We start from the raw sequence: 16730 nt of genomic DNA, 5'->3' as shown, positions 1-16730 counted from the left end.
AATACCTGCAAATATGCAGGTAAATTCAATGCTTAAGCCCGAAATCTGACTGATAGAGGAAAATACCTGCGTTTTTGCATGTATTCGTGTCAAAAGGATAGGCATCGGCGGAAATAGATGTATATTTGCAGGCATTGCGGCGAAAGAATGACGCGGGCCATGCGCGGGCCACGATACGCGAGCGACGATATGCGGGCCACGATATGCGGGCCAAGAATATGCAAGTCCCGTTGTAACGGCTGTCGGATGGCCATTAATAGGCGTTTCGGATGTCCGTTAAACATAAAAGAGAAGTCAGGGTGATCTACCCCTGCTTGATCTAAAAATGTTAAAAACGAAAATAAAGTTTCTTTTTTAAAATTTAATAGTAGCGAGTCAGTGTTGATTATGATAAATTAATGTTACAAAATAACATTGTCTAACAGAGGAGATGCGAAAATGTCTCATAAGTATCGTTTGAACCGGATGTTCAGCGCCCAGGGAAAATGCTTCGACGTCGCGATCGACCACGGCTTCTTTAACGAGCATACGTTTCTGGCGGGTATTGAAGAGATGGACGCCGCCGTCCGCACGATCGTCGAGGCAGGTCCCGACTGCGTGCAGCTCAGCACCGGACAGGCGCGCCGTCTGCAGTCGTTTCCGGGGAAGAAGCCGGGTCTCGTATTGCGTACGGATGCAGCGAATATTTATGGCAGCGTACTGCCGCGCTTCCTGTTCAGCGAGCTTATTGCGAACGCGATCGAAGAGGCTGTCCGTCTCGACGCCGTCGCCGTATGCGTCAACCTGCTGATGCTGCCGGAGCAGCCCGAGCTGCACCATCAATGCGTGCGCAACGTGACCGCGCTGAAGGTCGAGTGCGAACGCTATGGCATGCCGCTCATGGTCGAACCGCTCGTCATGCTGCCGAATGAAGCGAAGGGCGGCTATATGGTCGACGGCGATCTGAAAAAAATCCTCCCTCTCGTCCGTCAGGCAGTCGAGCTCGGCGCCGACGTCATCAAGGCCGATCCGTGCGACGACGTGTCCGAATATCACCGGGTCATCGAGATCGCTTCCGGCGTACCCGTCCTCGTCCGCGGCGGCGGACGCGCGAGCGACGAAGAGATCGTCGCCCGCACCGTCGAGCTCATGAACCAGGGCGCCGCCGGCATCGTTTACGGCCGCAACGTCATCCAGCATCCGAATCCGGCCGGCATGACGTCTGCGCTGATGTCCATCGTGCACCACGGCGCGTCCGCGAACGAGGCGCTCGCAATTTTGAAGGGAGGCCAAGCCTAATGGCAAAGGACAAGCGCATTATCCGCTTCGGCGTCATCGGCTGCGGCCTCATGGGCAAGGAGTTTGCCAGCGCCGCAGCACGGTGGTGCCATCTGACGGACGTCGGCTTCGAGCCGCGTATCGTCGCCGTCTGCGACGCCAATCCTTCTGCGACCGAGTGGTTTGTCGACAACGTGCCGAGCGTCGTCCATTCTTACGGCGATTATCACGAGCTGCTCGCCAATCCCGACGTAGACGCCGTCTACTGCGCCGTGCCTCATAATCTTCATCAGCAAATTTACGTCGATATCATCCGTTCCGGCAAGCACCTGCTCGGCGAAAAGCCGTTCGGCATCGACCGCGAAGCTAACGCCGCGGTTACCGAGGCGCTTGCCCAGCATCCGGAAGTCATCGTACGGTGCTCGTCGGAATTTCCGTTTTACCCCGGCGCGCAGCAGATCGTAAAATGGGTGAACGAGGGCCGTTTCGGCCGGATCATCGAGGTAGAAGCCGGCTTCTGGCATTCGAGCGACCTCGATCCGACCAAGCCGATCAACTGGAAGCGCCGCATCGCCACCAACGGCGAATACGGCTGCATGGGCGACCTGGGCATGCACGTGCTGCACCTGCCGCTTCGCTTCGGCTGGAAGCCGAAGAGCGTACGCGCTTTGCTGTCGAAAATCGTACCGGAGCGTCCGGACGGCAAGGGCGGCATGGTGCCGTGCGAGACTTGGGACAACGCCATTCTCGCTTGCGACGTCGAGACGGACGGCCAGCAGTTCCCGATGGTGCTGTCCACCAAACGCATCGCGCCAGGACATGCCAACACTTGGTTTATCCGCATCCAGGGGACGGATTTCTCGGCCGAGTTCACGACCAAAAATCCGAAGCAGGTCGCCTCGCTTCCTTACGAGCCGGGTGCCGCGCAAGCCTGGCATGTCGTCGACGCGCCTTATAAGTCGGCTTACGGGACGATTACGGGCGGCATTTTCGAATTCGGATTCTCCGATTCGATCCTGCAAATGTGGGCGGCCTTCTGCGACGAGCTTGTCAGCCGCGACGGGATGAGCCAGCCGTTCCGCTGCGCGACGCCCGAAGAGGCGTCCGCCAGCCATCGCGTCTTCACCGCCGCGCTCGAGTCGGAGCGCACGGGCAACACGATCGCGATCGATTGGGAGGAATAAACGTGACCGACCGCGCAGCGGACATCGTCGTCGCCGGACATATCTGTCTGGATATCATTCCGGCGCTGCCCTCGCATCCCGAAGGCTTAAGCCAACTGCTGGCGCCGGGCAAGCTGGTCGAGATCGGACCGGCCAGTCTCTCGACGGGCGGCGCCGTGGCGAACACGGGGCTCGCCCTGCGGCGGCTCGGCTTCGGCACGCGTCTCATGGGCAAGATCGGGGACGACGCCTTCGGGCGCTCGATCAAGGAATGCCTCGACGCCTACGGCGCCGGCGCGAGCGACGGCATGATCGTGTCGGCGGGCGAGAGCAGCTCCTACACGATCGTCATCAGCCCGCCGGGGATCGATCGCCTGTTCCTGCACGCGACGGGAACCAACGATACGTTCGCCGCTTCGGACGTCTCTCCGGAAGCGCTTGCCGGCATTCGCCTGTTCCACTTCGGCTATCCGCCGCTGATGCGGGGGATGTACGAGCGGGGGGGCGAGGAGCTTGAGCGCCTGCTTGCGAGCGCCAAGAAGGCCGGGGCGACCGTCTCGCTCGATATGGCGAGGCCCGACCCGGCATCCGACGCCGGGCGCGCGGACTGGCCCGCGATACTTGCCCGGGCGTTGCCGCACGTCGACGTGTTTCTGCCGAGCCTGGAGGAGATTCTGTTCATGCTCCGGCCGGACACGTACGAGGAGCTGTCTGCGCGCAGCGGCGGCGAAGAGCTGCTCGGCCTGGCGGACGGTGCGCTGTTGTCTTCGCTCGGCGAGGAGCTGCTGGCCCTGGGCGTCGCAGTTGCCGGCATCAAGCTTGGCGAGCATGGGCTGTACGTCCGCACGACAGCGGATGCCGTTCGTCTTGCGGCGATGGGCGCCTGTGCGCCGAATGCGGATGCGATCGGCGGTTGGTTGGGGCGGGAGCTGCTTGCGCCGTGCTTCGCGGTCGAAGTCGAAGGCACAACAGGCGCCGGCGACTGCACGATCGCGGGACTGCTCGGCGGGCTGGCGAGCGGCTTGACGCTTGAGCGCTCGCTGCTTAGCGCCGTGGGCACGGGCGCCTGCAATGTCGAGCGCGCCGATGCCGTAAGCGGCATTCCTCGCTGGGAAGATCTCCAGCGCCGCATCGACGCCGGCTGGCGCCAGCGGACGCCGGTCTTGGCGCTGCCGGGCTGGGCGCAGCTTGCGGAGAGCGGACTGTGGAGCGGCGTGCGCTAGGTTTGGCGTGGGAGTGAAGGCATAGCCGGCTCGGTTGGCGCGATAAGGCGCAAATGCGCTTATCGGCGAGCGGCGGCTACCTGATCTAGCCGAGATAAGGTGTAAATGCGCTTATCGGCGAGCGGCGGCTACCTGATCTAGCCGAGATAAGGTGTAAATGCGCTTATCGGCGTCGCGGGCAGCCTGTTCTGGTCGAGATAAGGCGCAAATGCGCTTATCGGCGAGCGGCGGCTACATGATCTAGCCGATTTAAAATCAAAATGAGCTTATTTACAGAGAGTTACACGGTTTCGCCGCGCAATAGGCGCTCGCAGCCCCTATTTTCTGGGAGTTACACCGCGCAACTGGCGCACGCAGCCTATTTCTAAATTCTGCAACCGCAACGTATACAAACAAACACTTCAGAGAGGAGCAATCCCATGAGCATCAGACGCAGCGAGATTCGAGAGGCGCAGCGGCGCACCGACGAACTGTTTCGCAAGGCAGGCATCGTGCTGACGGAGGAGGAGCGCGCCGGCATCGAAGTGGCGGGCTTCGGCCTCGGCGAGCTGGAGACGGAAGGGCTCGAGCTCGTTACTTACGTCAATACGGATCGTTATTGCGCCAAGGAGCTGGCGTTGTTCCCTTATCAGACTTGCCCCGAGCATCTGCATCCCGATGTCGACGGCCAGACCGGCAAAATGGAAACGTTTCGCTGCCGCTGGGGTCTCGTCTACTTGTATGTCGAGGGCGAATCGGTCGCTGACGTGAAGGCGCGGATTCCCGAGCGGAGCGCGGCGCACTACACCGTGCGGCACGAGATCGTGCTGAGCCCCGGCGAGCAGTACACGATACCGCCAAATACGAAGCACTGGTTCCAGGGCGGGCCGGAAGGTGCGATCGTGTCGGAGTTTTCAAGCACGAGCCGCGACGAGTTCGACATCTTCACCGATCCGGCCGTCGTCCGCATCCCGCCGATCGTCGAAGATTAAGAGAGAAGGCTTGCCGGCGAAAGAGAGACCGGGCGGTTAGCGTCGCTGCGAGAACAAGAGGAAGCGAGGCGGTCGAATGAGGCTGTACGGCAAGAATTGGACGCGCCGCGAGCTCGAAGCGCGCGTCGGGCGCATGAGCCAGGTCGGCGGCGTGCGGCGCATGACGCTGTCGGAAGGCAAGGAAGCGGGCGTCGAGCTGATCCGCGTGACGACCGGCGCGGGGCTGACGCTGGATATCGTGCCGTCCAAGGGATTGGATCTTTCGCGCGCGGAGCTGTGGGGCGCGCCGCTGTCCTGGCAGTCCGCGGCAGGGGACGCACACCCGGCCTATTACGACGCGTCCGGTACGGGCTGGCTGCTGACAGCCTCGGGCGGTTTGCTCATGACGTGCGGCCTGACCCATGCCGGCTCGCCGTCGGAAACGCCCGGCGGCCCTCAAGGCCTGCACGGCCGGGTGCATCATACGCCTGCTTCGCAGGTAGCCGTGCGCGAGGCATGGGAAGACAACGAGCTCGTCTGGAGCGTTGAAGGCACGATCGAGGAAAATGCGCTGTTCGGCGCGAATCTCAGGCTTCGTCGGCGAATATCGGGCAAACTCGGCGTCAATGAGGTTCATATCGAAGACCGCGTAGAGAACCTGGGCTTCGCCCCGTCGCCTCATATGATGCTGTACCACTTCAATTTCGGATTTCCGCTGCTGGACGAACGTGCCTCTATTGTTTTGCCGCCTTCCGTCGCTTCGGAGCGAGGCGGCGAAGGAAACGTGGCCGATTGCACGCGCTGGGATCGGCCCGATCCGGCTGCCAGAGAACGCGTCTTCTATCATGAGCTGGACGACCGCAAAAACATGGCGGAAGCATGCGTGCGCCAGCCTGCTTTCCCTGCGGGACCCGGGACCGCGGATGTATCGGTCAAGCTGCGCTGGTCCGCGGACACGCTGCCCCGGCTCGTGCAGTGGCGCATGCCGGGCGCAGGCGCGCACGTGCTCGGCCTTGAGCCTGCCAACTGCCGGGTCGAAGGCTACGAAGCGGAGGTCCGCGAAGGCGGACCGGTCATGCTCGCGCCGGGTGCTTGCGTGACGCACCGGCTGGAGTTGAAAATAGCGGCCGAACAAGCGATGATAGAGAAATAACGAACGGACGCGCACGGCGGACGGGAGGAGCGGCGACAGATGATCCACAATCAGGCGGACTGGAACGCGAGGCAGCGCCAGATCCATGAGCAGATCGCGCAGAGCGGGGAGGTCCGCATCTCGGAGCTGAGCGAACGGTACGGCGTGACCGAGATGACGATCCGGCGAGATCTGGAGAAGCTTGAGGAGGGCGGGACCGTCAGGCGCACGTTCGGCGGGGCGATCTATGTCTACAGAGACGTCGCGCTGCAGGACCGAACCGGCCTGTACATGGACGAAAAGGTACGGATCGGCAGGCAGGCGGCTTCCCTGATCGCGTCCGGCGAGTCCGTGTTCCTGGACGGCGGCACGACGACGCTGCAGATCGCGCGGGCGCTGAAGGCCGGCCAGCAGATCACTGTCGTGACCAACGCGCTGAATATCGCGGCGGAGCTCGCGTCCAAGCAGATTCCGACGATTATGACCGGGGGCATGCTGCTCGAATCCACGCATTCGCTCGTCGGTCCGATTGCCGCGCAGAGTCTGTCCGGCATGGCGTTCGACCGCGCTTTTCTCGGGGCGACGGGACTGAGCGAAGCGCACGGCTTCAGCAATTCCAATCTGTACGAGGCCGAGATCAAGCGGATCGCCATCCGCCAGGCGCGGGAGACGACGGTCGTGCTCGACCGCACGAAGTTCGGCGCGCGCGTGCTCGTATCCTTCGCGGGGCTCGCGGATGTGAATCGCATCGTCACCGACCTTCCGCCTGACGGCGAACTCGCGCGGGCCTGCACGGAGGCCGGCGTTCGGATAGAAGTGGCCGAGTAGGCCCCTTTTCTTCACCCTCGTCCTCGCTCTCGCCGGCATTTTAGCAATCTAGAAGAAATAAGCGCCTTCGTGTCGTGGTAGAATAACGTTAAGGTCCGATTGGGACAACATTAACGAAACCATGAGGTGACGACGATGGCTTTTCAAATTTCGCAAACCTTTCTCAACCTGCCTGTCAAGGATCTGAAGCGCTCCATCTCCTTTTTCGAGGCGCTCGGCTTCGCCTTTAACCCGCAGTTCACCGACGAAAATGCCGCCTGTCTGATCCTGAGCGACACTGCGTACGCCATGCTGCTGACCGAGCCGTACTTTAAGACGTTCATCAAAAAGGACATCTCCGACGCGACGAAGACGACGGAATTCATCATGGCCGTGTCCGTGAGCAGCAAGGAAGAAGTGCAGGACCTCGTCCGCAAGGCATTGGCGTCCGGCGGCTCGGTCTCCAATGACCCGCAGGATCACGGCTTCATGTATACCGAGAGCTTCCAGGATCCGGACGGCCATCTGTGGGAAGTGTTCCATATGGATCCGACGTACGTACACGAAGCTTAAGCAGATTGCTATGCTTACAATAAAGAGGATGTTCTGCGTCCGGGCGGACGCAGGTCATCCTCTTTTTATGCTAAAAAAAGCCCGCCGGAATGTCGATCCGGTCGGACTCTTCGAAGCTTGCGCTTTAACCTTGCTGTTGCTGCTGCTCCGTGGACACTTGCCATTCCACACCGTACTTGTCCTGCAACGCGCCGAACAAGGCGCCCCAGAATTGCTGTTTGAGCGGGTCGTGGACCGTGCCGCCGGCCGCCAGCTTGTCGAATGCCGAATGGGCTTCTTCAGGGGTGTCAAACACGAGGCTGAGCGCCGTGCCGTTGCCCCGCTCTATCTGCCGGCTCGGGCTGTCGGACATGAAGATCGTGATGCCCCCCGCGACCAGGTGCAGGTGCATGATCTTCTCCTTCAGCGCTTCCGGCGTGCCCGGCACGTCGCCGAACGTCATGACGGACAGGAGCTCTCCGCCCAGCGCGTCTACGTAAAACTGGGCTTGCGACCTTGCGTCTTCAGAAAAAATATAGGGAACCAATCTTGCCATGTTTATCCGCCTCCTGTTTTCATCATGCGTCTGCCGCGCTTCTTTTATTCTATCACCCGGGTGTCGCGCCTATTTCTTTTCGATTGCTCTTTTGCGCGCTTTGAGGGACAATGTTCCTGTTGTCCGGCGGACAGGTTATCGCATCATACGGAGGTTTAGGTACATTGATCAAGCGCGTTGCGAAAATAAGCATGAACGAAATATGGCTGCTGTCGATCGTATTCGGCGGCTTCCTCGTGTTCGGACTGTCGGAAAACGTAAAAGGTCCTGCCATTCCGCGGATGCAGCTGGACTTCGGATTAAACGAGGGGCAGCTCGGCCTGATGCTAGCGCTCAACTCGCTCGGGTACCTGGTCGCCTGCAGCTTCACTTCTTTTCTCGCCGATAAAGTCGGCATCAAGGCAACCAGCATCGCGGCGTTCGTGTCGATGGCGGCGGGGGGCCTGCTGATCGGCATCTCAAACGGCTTTCAGGCGCTGACCGCCTCGTACTTTTTTATGTACATCGGCAACGGCATGCTGGAGATCGCGCTCGCTATCCTAGCTGCGCGTATCTTTGTCAAACATACGGGTTTTTTAATGAACTTATCGCACTTTTTCTATGGTTTGAGCTCCATCGTAGCCCCGATCGCGGCCGCTTCGATGATGGGCTGGCGGCTGCCGGGCGGCGATTCGTTAGGGTGGCGGGGCATGTATGTCATCGTGCTGATGCTGTCGCTGCTGCCCGTCATTCCTGCGCTCCTCGGACGCCTCCCGGTCGAACCGGCACACGACGAGACGGAGGAGCGCATCTCCTACAGCAAGCTGCTGCGAGATCCCGTCGCTTGGCTGATCGTGCTCGTGCTTACCTCCGGCGTCATCTCCGAGCTGTCGATCGGAAGCTGGCTGGCGAACTTTTTGGAAAAAGCGTATAACTGGAGCCCGACCGATGCGTCGGGCATGCTGTCGGCCTTTTTCCTTTGCTTCACGCTCGCGCGGCTGCTGCTCGGTCCGCTAACCGATCGTTTCGGCTACACGATGTCCATCATGGTCTTGTCGCTGAGCTCGGGCATCTGCAGCATCGCGGCGTTATTCGCGGGGGAGAGCGGCGCGATTCTGTTCGCCTTGGCCGGCGTCGGCATTGCCCCGATCTATCCGACCGTCATGGCGCTGCTCACCAAGCGATATCCCCGCGGGACAGGAACGGCGATTACCTTTACCGTCACGCTCATGGGGATCGGCAGCGTACTCGGCAATCTCGCGATCGGCGGCCTGATCGAAGGGGTGCGCAACCTGTATGCGGGTAGAGGGGAGCGCGCGAGCCAGGTGCTTGGCCTGCAGGCGGGCTATGGATTCATTGGCGTGATGGCGTTGCTGTGCACCGCTGCCTGTATCGTGTTGTATCTTTACTTGCGCAAAAGAGGGGAAAGGTACTAAGCCGCCATGGACCATCTGAGTATCGGCATGCTCGTGCTGATCGTCGTCGGCGGATTCGCGGCCGCCTTCGTCGACTCGGTCGTCGGCGGGGGCGGACTGATTTCCGTGCCCGTGCTTCTGACGGCCGGACTGCCGCCTGCGGCGGCGCTCGGCACCAACAAGCTGGCCGGCACGCTGTCTTCGCTTACGAGCACGCTGTCTTTTTTCGCTTCGGGTCATGTCGACGTCCGTGCCGTGCGGGGATTGATCCCGCTGTCCTTGCTGGGTGCCGCGGCGGGCACGCTGACGCTTCGGCATGTGCCTTCCGGTTTCCTGAAGCCGATGGTCGTCGTCATGCTGGCGGTCATCGCCGTATACACGCTGTTGCGCCGGGAATGGGGAGAGCGGGCGTCTGTTGTACGTTACACCCCAGGCACCGCCTGGCTGACGGGATTCGCCGCGTTCGCGCTCGGCTTTTATGACGGCTTTTTCGGCCCCGGCACCGGCTCGTTCCTCATCTTCGCCTTCCTGCTGCTTGGCTACGACTTCGTGAAGGCAGCGGGCAACGCCAAGGCGCTCAACTTCGCCAGCAATCTTGCGAGCCTCGCGACTTTCCTCGTCCTCGGCTCCGTCCACTACGGCGTCGGCCTGCTCATGGGCGCAGCGATGATCGCCGGCTCCTGGATCGGCTCGCGCTTCGCCATCCGCCGCGGCCGTGCATACATCAAACCGCTATTTATCGTCGTATGCGCTTTGCTGATCGGCAAGCAGTTGCTGGAATTGCTGTGAGCGAAGCAGCTTTCTTCGGGCGTCCAGCTACTTTACTTCGCTGTTCCGCATGTTCCCGCAGTCCTTGTCCGTCGGGGATTGCAAGCACGCCACTGGCCGATACTCCGTCTTTAACGGCTCGACTTGCCCATCCCTTTCAGTTCCGTGCCTTCCAAAACTACGGGGATTCGCCTTGGCAAAGCCAAATAGCGGACTACCCGTCCGCCAAGCCGTCAAACGGCTACATATTTGAAAAATAGCGGCTCCTGTGTCCGCGGCTGACAATAACGATGCAATATCCGAACGACATGCAGACTCACTCTGCCCAACCCGGCAACCGCGACTCGCCTGGCAGCGTCAACGACAGCTCGCCTTCCGCCTGGCCGCCGGATTCGCCTGAGGTCGTGCTGCGCCAGCCTAGGATTTCTTTCCCTGCATCGCTAAGACGTCCCGAGGACAGGACGTTTGTCGTGAGATGGTCCGTGCTGGACCAGAAAAGGTAGCTGCCGTTCATTTCCGGGGCTGTGCCCCTCTGGTTCGTTACCTTCATCTCCCACAGCAGTTCGAGCGTATCCTTCTCTCCGACGGGAATATGCGCCTGCCACTTCATGATCCAGCCGTCCTCGGTCAGTTCGGCATAAGATGCTTGATCCCCGCTCACCACGATAAAACGGTCGGAGCGGCCCTCGGGGAACAGGTAAGTGACGTTGTAGCCTTCGCGCTCGTGCGTGTAAGGCAGCAAGTCTACGGCATAGTGAGTGAGCCCTGGCGAGAGTGACATTGTGCGGCGTCTTGCTTCAGCCAGATCGCCGTCGCGAAGCATCGCAAGCTGTGATGCATCCAGCGGAGCGAGGATCCGAACATTCTCATCGTCCACGGACACCCGGTAGCCAAACTGCTCCGCCAGAAAACGGAGCGGGACATACACTCTGCCTTTCACGATATGAACGGGACTGTCCAGCTTAATGCCGCCCATATGCGTCGGATTACCGCTTGCAACTGCGGTGCTGCTGCCAACGGTAAGCCGAACGCTCTCGTTCCATTTGCCGAGCGTTGCCGTTTTTTCCGCCGCGTTCCATGACAACCGCAGGGCGAGCGGTCCTGCGACGGCGCTAAGCGGCACCAGCGTTCTGCCTTTTTCGACGATGGGGGAATCGGTGGCCAAGACCAGTTTGCCCTTCACGTATATGTGAGCGGGGACTGCGGCGATTGCGGCGTCGGCGGCAGACAGCGCACTTGCGACCAAGGCGATGCAGACAATCTGCTTAAACATGCGGACACGCTCCTCTCTGACCGTATAGACGACGGCCAAGGCGAATAGTTGCTGTCCCATGCAAACTGCTGCCTGAAGCACTGTAGGTCACGCCGTCAAGTGCTTCATCACCATGGCTTCCATGTCGTCGAGAATTCGCCGATACTCGGTCTCGTCTCCGTCGAGCAGGAAGCTCAGCGCCAGACCGTCCCGGACGGCCCAGAACAAGTAGGCGGCCGAGGATTCGTCCAGATCTGCGCGGAACTCGCCGGACTGCTTGCCCGACGCCAGAATTCGGTTCAGCAGGTTCAGCGCTTTGTCGAGGTACGCGCGGTTCGAGGCGATGAGCTCGGGTCGGCGGGAGGCATAGGTCGTGAACTCCAGGTGAAACGTCAGCCACTTGCGAAGCTCGTCCAACGGCTGCCGGCGGAAGCGCTCGAACATATGCCGAAGCATTGCTTTGGCGCTCGAGGTCTCTATATACAACGTGTTGAGCGTCTCGACCATATCGTCCATGCGGGCATGCGCCAGTTGAATGTAGATCTCTTCTTTGCTGGCGAAGTAGCCATATAACGTGCCTTTGCTCATGCGGAGATGACGCGCGATGTCGTCTGTGGTCGTCGCTTGAAATCCCTTGTCCAAGAAGCAGTACAGCGCACCGGCCAGAATGGCCGCCCGCTTCTCTTCCTTGTACGCTTCCGTCACTTTGGGCGACACCGCGATCTCTCCTTTCCAGTGCCGAAGTTGCTGTTTTCCACGGATAACGCTATGGGTTGAATATACCGTGATGCGAAGGCGTGCGCAATAGCTTAGGAAATTGATGGGGTGTGCTTGGCAGCTCCATGGCAGTATGCTATTCTGATGCTGACCGACTTAAAGTTACGAATATGCGCGTGAAGCATACGCCGCTTACTCCCATGGGGAGCGAGCGGCTTTTTTGCATTTTCAGACGCTGTCAGGGGGGAAGGTTCATGGCTAAAAAAGAGAAACGTCACAGCGCTGGACAGACGGCGGAGTCTATCGTCGCAGCGTTTATCGAAGCGCAGAGGAAGGTGGCGAAGGGGCAGCGGCTGGAGATGCTGCAACGGGAACTGAGCGGCACGATCAAGTTATTGACCGATCTTTTGCTGCCTGTTTTCGGGTCGCTCGAGGGTTTTCAACTGGAGTACGAGATTTTGGGGGCGAATGGCTTCAAAATATATGCGGACGTATATTATGAACCGCTGGGATTGGTGTTCGAGTGCGACGGTTATGTGGTGCATGCCGAGCTTATTACGAGGGATCGCTTTTCGCTTGAGCGAATGCGGATGCGGACGTTTGCGCTCGGCGGGTACGTATATCTCCCGTTTAGCCGGGACGAGTTGGACAAGAAACCCGAGATGTGCAGACGAGCGGTGTACGAGGTGTTGGGCAAGCGCGGTCGAGGAGGCAACGGATTGCAGAAATTGGGCGTTTATGAGCGGGAGTTGCTCAGGTTAGCGGCTAATTCAAAAATGTTTACGCCTAAGCATGTTCGAGACTGGCTGGATATTAAGCATAGAAAAGCACGCGAGCTGATTCAGCGTATGAAGCAATCTCAACTCATTTTGCGTGTTGGGGGCAGCGAGCACAGGGACTATGGCTATGCGATCGGGGATAAGGGGAAGGAATTGTTAAGTCGGCGTTAGCCCGAGCATTGTTGGACAAGATAGTGCCGATAAGCGCCTTATCGGCAGCGAGCGAGGGGCTTTGGGAGCGTAGATAGTGACCAAAAGCGCTTATCGGCAGCGCGGGAGGGGCCTTGGGAGCGGAGATAGTGTCCAAAAGCGCTTATCGGCGGCGCGCGAGGGGTTTTGGGAGCGGAGATAGTGTCCAAAAGCGATTATCGGCGGCGCGCGAGGGGTTTTGGGAGCGGAGATAGTGTCCAAAAGCGCTTATCGGCAGCGCGGGAGTGGCCTTGGGTGCGGAGATAGTGTCCAAAAGCGATTATCGGCACAGTTGGGGCGGTCGGAGCTAAGAGCTAGCCGTAAAAGCCATCCAACTGGAGCAGTTAGGGCTTTGAAAGCAGCAAGTTACTTGAAATAACCGGTTGCGGCCTGCTATGGTGAGGGAGTCGTATGGTTTTGCTGCGAGCGATAATTGGAAGAGAGGTTGATGACGGAATGAAGTTGATCGCGCTAGTAGGCAGTCTGCGCAGGGAGTCTGTGAATCTGAAGCTGGCGTTGACCCTGCAGGAGAGATACCGCGGCAAGTTTGAGCTGGATATCGCGAACATCGGCACGCTGCCGTTTTTCGACCAGGACGAGGAGGAAAATCCGCCGGAGTCGGTACGGAAGCTGAGCGAGCAGGTAGCGGCCGCGGACGGTGTGCTGATTCTGACGCCGGAGTACAACTGGTCGGTGCCGGGCGTGCTCAAGAACGCGCTGGACTGGCTGTCGCGCGGAGAGAAGGTGCTGATCGGCAAGCCCGTGCTCGCAGCCGGCGCAAGTCCCGGCATGTACGGCACGCTGCGAGGCCAGCTGCATCTGCGGGAGATTCTGTCAAGCCCGGGCATCCAGGCGGCGATGCTGCCTCCGGCCGGCAACGAGATCGCGGTCGCGCAAGCGCCGCAGAAATTTGGCGAAGGCGGCGCCCGCCTGACGGACGAGCGGACATTGACTCATATTGATGTCGTCGTCGATCGCTTTTTAGAGCTGATCAGACATCGTTGATTCGCCATGATTTTGCATGAGGCCCGAATGTCCGCAGCGGCGGCATCCGGGTCTCTTTCTTGTTTGGGATGGCCGGGCAGGGGGTAAAAGCGACTATCTTCTATGTTTTGCCGCCCCTTGAGGCGGTGCCGTCTGGCTGCAGCCGGCCAATCCATCAAGTTAAAGCGAAAGGGAGATCGATGCATGGGCAAAATATTGATTGTCGGGGGCCAAATGGAAAATAAGGGCGCCCAGGCGATGACGTTCACCGTCGTAAACGAAATCAAGATGCGATATCCGGATAAAGAGCTCGTGCTCGTCTGTCCGGACGAGGACCGCAATTACGCGTTTCAACTGGTGAAGATGGGGAAAAAAATGAAGATTGAGCTGCTGGGCGGCGTCTACACGCTGATCGGCAAGCTGATTCCGAACGACGAGCGCGTCAGCATTACCAAGGCGCAGATGAAGGAGATCCTGAAGGAAACCGATCTCATCGTCGACATCAGCGGCTTCGCCCTCTCCTCGCAGTTCAGCATCCGCCACACGATCAACTATTTGGCGAATATTCGGCTCGCCCGGCAGAACAAGATCCCGATGGTGCTGCTCTCCCAGTCGTTCGGCCCGTTCGAGTACACCGGCATTTACAAATACGTCATCCCGCCGATGATCAAAAAATACATTCGTTATCCGAAATACATCTACGCACGCGAGCAAGAAGGCGCCGATTTTCTCGGTAAATACACGTCCGGCAATCTGCGCAGATCCGTAGACATCGTGCTGCAGGGCGCGAATCCGTACAATCTGTCCCACTTGTTCCGCGACGGCAATTACATAAAGGGCGAGCCGCTTGCGATCAAGCCGAATGCGGTCGGCATCGTGCCGAACGTCAAGACGATGAAGTACGGCACGCGCCAATCGATGCTCGCGATGTACGAGCGCATGACGCGGCACCTGCTGGATCGCGGCAAAAACGTCTACCTGTTCCGTCACTCCACGGAGGATCTGATCATCTGCCAGGAGATCAAGCGCAGATTCCCGAACGACGAGCGCGTCGTGCTGCTGGAGGATGAATATGACTGCATCGCGATTCATGACGTGCTCGTGCAGTTCGAATTTCTCGTCGCCTCCCGCTATCACTCCATCGTGCATGCGTACAAGAACGGTATCCCGGTCGTGGCGCTCGGCTGGGCGACCAAATACCGCGAACTGCTGGGACGTTTTGGACAAGGAGAATACGTATTCGACGTGCGGGACAGCGCTCATATCGAAGCCAATATGATCGCGAAGCTCGACGCCATGATCGAGAACCGCGACGTCGAAGCCGCCAAGATCGACGACACGCTCAGAGATATTCACCGGGAAAGCATTTTTGCCGAGGCGTTCGCGCTGTAGGCAGGACAAGCAGCATGAAAAGCAGTATGAAAAGCAGCAAGAAAGCCGTCTATCGGCCCATAGAGCGAATGGGCGTAGACGGCTTTTTCGTTTTTAATTAATGTAAGGAGAAGAATGTCAGTTTAGGAGAATCGAGGGGGCGCGCATGTCCAAGGCCGAGCTCTGCCCGAATTGCGGCGCAGCCATGCAAGTTAATCCGGGGTTCGTAACCTGGTGTCCCGCATGCAACTGGAATATCGATCCGGATCGCGCAGATGGAAGGCGGTCGCTGGCCGGCCGCTTGAATCGCATCTTGGGGCAAAAGTCGGTCGACGCCTTGCGGAGCCAGGTATTAGCCGAGTCCGGGATGACTTACAAGTGGAGTTGGCGAACTTTCGCGGCGTACGTTTTTTCGGCGGCCGTGCATCTGCTATCTCTCTATTGCTACTCTCGCGTTGTCATTCACCTTTACACGATGCGAACGATAGGCGACCTGTTTTTCGGCATGGTCTTCCTCATTATCTCGTTAAATCTGTTTCCTCCCGTACGAAAACTGCCAAAGCCTTTGCTGGACCGCAGCCGTTATCCGGCCATCTATCGGGTGCTGGACGAGCTTGCCGAGGGTCTTGGAGCCACCAGAGTCGATCATGTCATTGCGGTGAGAGATTACACCGCCTTTCTTACGACGGCAGGATGGCGGCGGAGGCGAATCGTCGGAATCGGACTGCCGCTATTCGCGGCGCTCGCTCCGGAGGAGAAAATCGCCATTCTCGCGCACGAGATGGCTCATCATGCGAACCGGGATATCACGCGCCGCTGGTTCGTCGGCAGCGCCTGGCGGACGCTGGCGGTCTGGCACAACATGGTTGCGCCGAACCCTAACAACCCGACGCTCTGGCCGCGGCTCTATTGGGTGCGCGTGCAGTTGGCCAAGCTTGTGTTCTGGCCGTGGTATTTACTCGGGCTGTCGGTGTGGCGGGAATCTCAACAAGCCGAGTATTATGCGGATCGTAGCGCGGCGGAGCTTGTCGGCACGGAACCTATGCGAAGCTCGCTGCAGAAGTTTCATCTGGGGCCGACCTTTATATTGACCGTGGAGCGGTTGGCGAGGTTCAAGTTCAATCGCAATCTATTCGACGAATTCCGCAGCCGAATCGCGCATGTACCCGATATCGAAAAGCTTCGTCTTGATCGCCTGCTGCACTCGGAAACGGCGAGGGCGGATACGACCCATCCGCCTACGGCCTATCGTCTGGCGTATCTGGACAGCCGGCCTTGCCCACCAACGCTTCGTCTGTCTGCGACGCTGATTGCCGAGATGGAGGCCGAGTTCGCCGAGCTGGAGCGGGAAATGCAAAACGGCTTGCTTGACGATTACAAGGCGTGGTATTTGGAGGCAGCGGGGCGGTGAGTCGTCGGTGTAGCGGAACGCCGATCGTCGGCTCATCCGACAGCCGTTCCGATGGGGGCAGATCGTCGCCCGCGTTGATCCCTTTGCCCCCCGCTACCGTTTCATTCGGCGTAATGCCTGCAAATATACATCTATTTCCGCCGATGCCTATCCTTTTGACACGGATACATGCAAAAATGCAGGTATTTTCCTCTATCAGACAGATTTCGGGCTTAAATATTGAAT

Annotated in this window: 16 protein-coding genes; 13 read left to right on the top strand and 3 right to left on the bottom strand. The window is 59.3% G+C overall.

The window, feature by feature from the left end:
- The first annotated feature begins 438 nt into the window (after window positions 1-438).
- From ACFSR7_RS05455 to ACFSR7_RS05425, 7 genes are all read left to right on the top strand, one after another.
- On the top strand, window positions 439-1278 hold the full coding sequence (locus ACFSR7_RS05455; RefSeq protein WP_378159525.1) for a class I fructose-bisphosphate aldolase: 840 nt from the start codon (window positions 439-441) through the stop codon (window positions 1276-1278).
- Window positions 1278-2441 carry a Gfo/Idh/MocA family protein gene (locus tag ACFSR7_RS05450; protein WP_378159524.1) on the top strand — a complete coding sequence of 388 codons (1164 nt, stop codon included), beginning with the start codon at window positions 1278-1280 and terminating at the stop codon, window positions 2439-2441. Before ACFSR7_RS05455 ends, ACFSR7_RS05450 begins: the two co-directional genes overlap by 1 nt.
- Before the next feature lie 2 nt (window positions 2442-2443).
- Complete coding sequence (locus ACFSR7_RS05445; protein WP_378159523.1) at window positions 2444-3643, top strand: carbohydrate kinase family protein; 1200 nt, start codon at window positions 2444-2446, stop codon at window positions 3641-3643.
- A gap of 419 nt (window positions 3644-4062) precedes the next feature.
- Window positions 4063-4614: a D-lyxose/D-mannose family sugar isomerase gene (locus ACFSR7_RS05440; RefSeq protein WP_378159522.1), complete on the top strand. Its 552-nt coding sequence runs from the start codon at window positions 4063-4065 to the stop codon at window positions 4612-4614.
- Between the two features lie 76 nt (window positions 4615-4690).
- Window positions 4691-5746 carry an aldose 1-epimerase family protein gene (locus ACFSR7_RS05435; protein WP_378159521.1) on the top strand — a complete coding sequence of 352 codons (1056 nt, stop codon included), beginning with the start codon at window positions 4691-4693 and terminating at the stop codon, window positions 5744-5746.
- Window positions 5747-5785: 39 nt separating this feature from the next.
- On the top strand, window positions 5786-6553 hold the full coding sequence (locus tag ACFSR7_RS05430; protein ID WP_378159520.1) for a DeoR/GlpR family DNA-binding transcription regulator: 768 nt from the start codon (window positions 5786-5788) through the stop codon (window positions 6551-6553).
- 135 nt (window positions 6554-6688) lie between these two features.
- Window positions 6689-7105 (top strand): VOC family protein, encoded by a 417-nt coding sequence (locus ACFSR7_RS05425; RefSeq protein ID WP_378159519.1) that lies wholly within the window; start codon window positions 6689-6691, stop codon window positions 7103-7105.
- 124 nt (window positions 7106-7229) lie between these two features.
- Here ACFSR7_RS05425 and ACFSR7_RS05420 read toward each other — a convergent pair whose 3' ends face one another.
- On the bottom strand, window positions 7230-7640 hold the full coding sequence (locus tag ACFSR7_RS05420; RefSeq protein ID WP_378159518.1) for a VOC family protein: 411 nt from the start codon (window positions 7638-7640) through the stop codon (window positions 7230-7232).
- A 164-nt stretch (window positions 7641-7804) separates the two neighbouring features.
- On the opposite strand from ACFSR7_RS05420, the gene ACFSR7_RS05415 reads away from it, so the two are divergent.
- Window positions 7805-9055, top strand: coding sequence for an MFS transporter (locus ACFSR7_RS05415; RefSeq protein ID WP_378159517.1), 1251 nt, complete (start codon window positions 7805-7807; stop codon window positions 9053-9055).
- Between the two features lie 6 nt (window positions 9056-9061).
- Window positions 9062-9823 (top strand): TSUP family transporter, encoded by a 762-nt coding sequence (locus ACFSR7_RS05410; protein ID WP_378159516.1) that lies wholly within the window; start codon window positions 9062-9064, stop codon window positions 9821-9823.
- A gap of 295 nt (window positions 9824-10118) precedes the next feature.
- Here ACFSR7_RS05410 and ACFSR7_RS05405 read toward each other — a convergent pair whose 3' ends face one another.
- On the bottom strand, window positions 10119-11135 hold the full coding sequence (locus ACFSR7_RS05405; protein ID WP_378159515.1) for a copper amine oxidase N-terminal domain-containing protein: 1017 nt from the start codon (window positions 11133-11135) through the stop codon (window positions 10119-10121).
- A gap of 27 nt (window positions 11136-11162) precedes the next feature.
- On the bottom strand, window positions 11163-11771 hold the full coding sequence (locus tag ACFSR7_RS05400; RefSeq protein WP_378159514.1) for a TetR/AcrR family transcriptional regulator: 609 nt from the start codon (window positions 11769-11771) through the stop codon (window positions 11163-11165).
- 254 nt (window positions 11772-12025) lie between these two features.
- On the opposite strand from ACFSR7_RS05400, the gene ACFSR7_RS05395 reads away from it, so the two are divergent.
- From ACFSR7_RS05395 to ACFSR7_RS05380, 4 genes are all read left to right on the top strand, one after another.
- On the top strand, window positions 12026-12721 hold the full coding sequence (locus tag ACFSR7_RS05395) for a hypothetical protein (protein WP_378159513.1): 696 nt from the start codon (window positions 12026-12028) through the stop codon (window positions 12719-12721).
- A 474-nt stretch (window positions 12722-13195) separates the two neighbouring features.
- Entirely contained in the window at window positions 13196-13744 is a 549-nt protein-coding gene (locus ACFSR7_RS05390; RefSeq protein WP_378159512.1) for an NADPH-dependent FMN reductase, read from the top strand.
- 183 nt (window positions 13745-13927) lie between these two features.
- On the top strand, window positions 13928-15115 hold the full coding sequence (locus ACFSR7_RS05385; protein WP_378159511.1) for a polysaccharide pyruvyl transferase family protein: 1188 nt from the start codon (window positions 13928-13930) through the stop codon (window positions 15113-15115).
- 145 nt (window positions 15116-15260) lie between these two features.
- A complete protein-coding gene (locus tag ACFSR7_RS05380; protein ID WP_378159510.1) occupies window positions 15261-16505 on the top strand; it encodes a M48 family metallopeptidase in 1245 nt (414 codons plus the stop codon).
- Window positions 16506-16730: the final 225 nt, after the last annotated feature.

Origin of the sequence: Cohnella sp. GCM10020058 (assembly GCF_042683485.1) — a bacterium.
Taxonomy (GTDB): Bacteria; Bacillota; Bacilli; order Paenibacillales; family Paenibacillaceae; genus Cohnella.
The sequence above is the reverse complement of the archived record's forward strand: the minus strand, read 5'-3'. Positions and strand labels throughout refer to the sequence as shown.

What these genes read in the sequence shown, in the direction of transcription:
- ACFSR7_RS05425 (WP_378159519.1), top strand. Translation starts at nt 6,689, where the DNA reads ATGGCTTTTCAAATTTCGCAAACCTTTCTCAACCTGCCTGTCAAGGAT.
- ACFSR7_RS05385 (WP_378159511.1), top strand. Translation starts at nt 13,928, where the DNA reads ATGGGCAAAATATTGATTGTCGGGGGCCAAATGGAAAATAAGGGCGCC.
- ACFSR7_RS05430 (WP_378159520.1), top strand. Translation starts at nt 5,786, where the DNA reads ATGATCCACAATCAGGCGGACTGGAACGCGAGGCAGCGCCAGATCCAT.
- ACFSR7_RS05440 (WP_378159522.1), top strand. Translation starts at nt 4,063, where the DNA reads ATGAGCATCAGACGCAGCGAGATTCGAGAGGCGCAGCGGCGCACCGAC.
- ACFSR7_RS05435 (WP_378159521.1), top strand. Translation starts at nt 4,691, where the DNA reads ATGAGGCTGTACGGCAAGAATTGGACGCGCCGCGAGCTCGAAGCGCGC.
- ACFSR7_RS05410 (WP_378159516.1), top strand. Translation starts at nt 9,062, where the DNA reads ATGGACCATCTGAGTATCGGCATGCTCGTGCTGATCGTCGTCGGCGGA.
- ACFSR7_RS05455 (WP_378159525.1), top strand. Translation starts at nt 439, where the DNA reads ATGTCTCATAAGTATCGTTTGAACCGGATGTTCAGCGCCCAGGGAAAA.
- ACFSR7_RS05390 (WP_378159512.1), top strand. Translation starts at nt 13,196, where the DNA reads ATGAAGTTGATCGCGCTAGTAGGCAGTCTGCGCAGGGAGTCTGTGAAT.
- ACFSR7_RS05395 (WP_378159513.1), top strand. Translation starts at nt 12,026, where the DNA reads ATGGCTAAAAAAGAGAAACGTCACAGCGCTGGACAGACGGCGGAGTCT.
- ACFSR7_RS05450 (WP_378159524.1), top strand. Translation starts at nt 1,278, where the DNA reads ATGGCAAAGGACAAGCGCATTATCCGCTTCGGCGTCATCGGCTGCGGC.
- ACFSR7_RS05405 (WP_378159515.1), bottom strand. Translation starts at nt 11,135, where the DNA reads ATGGGACAGCAACTATTCGCCTTGGCCGTCGTCTATACGGTCAGAGAG.
- ACFSR7_RS05380 (WP_378159510.1), top strand. Translation starts at nt 15,261, where the DNA reads ATGTCCAAGGCCGAGCTCTGCCCGAATTGCGGCGCAGCCATGCAAGTT.
- ACFSR7_RS05420 (WP_378159518.1), bottom strand. Translation starts at nt 7,640, where the DNA reads ATGGCAAGATTGGTTCCCTATATTTTTTCTGAAGACGCAAGGTCGCAA.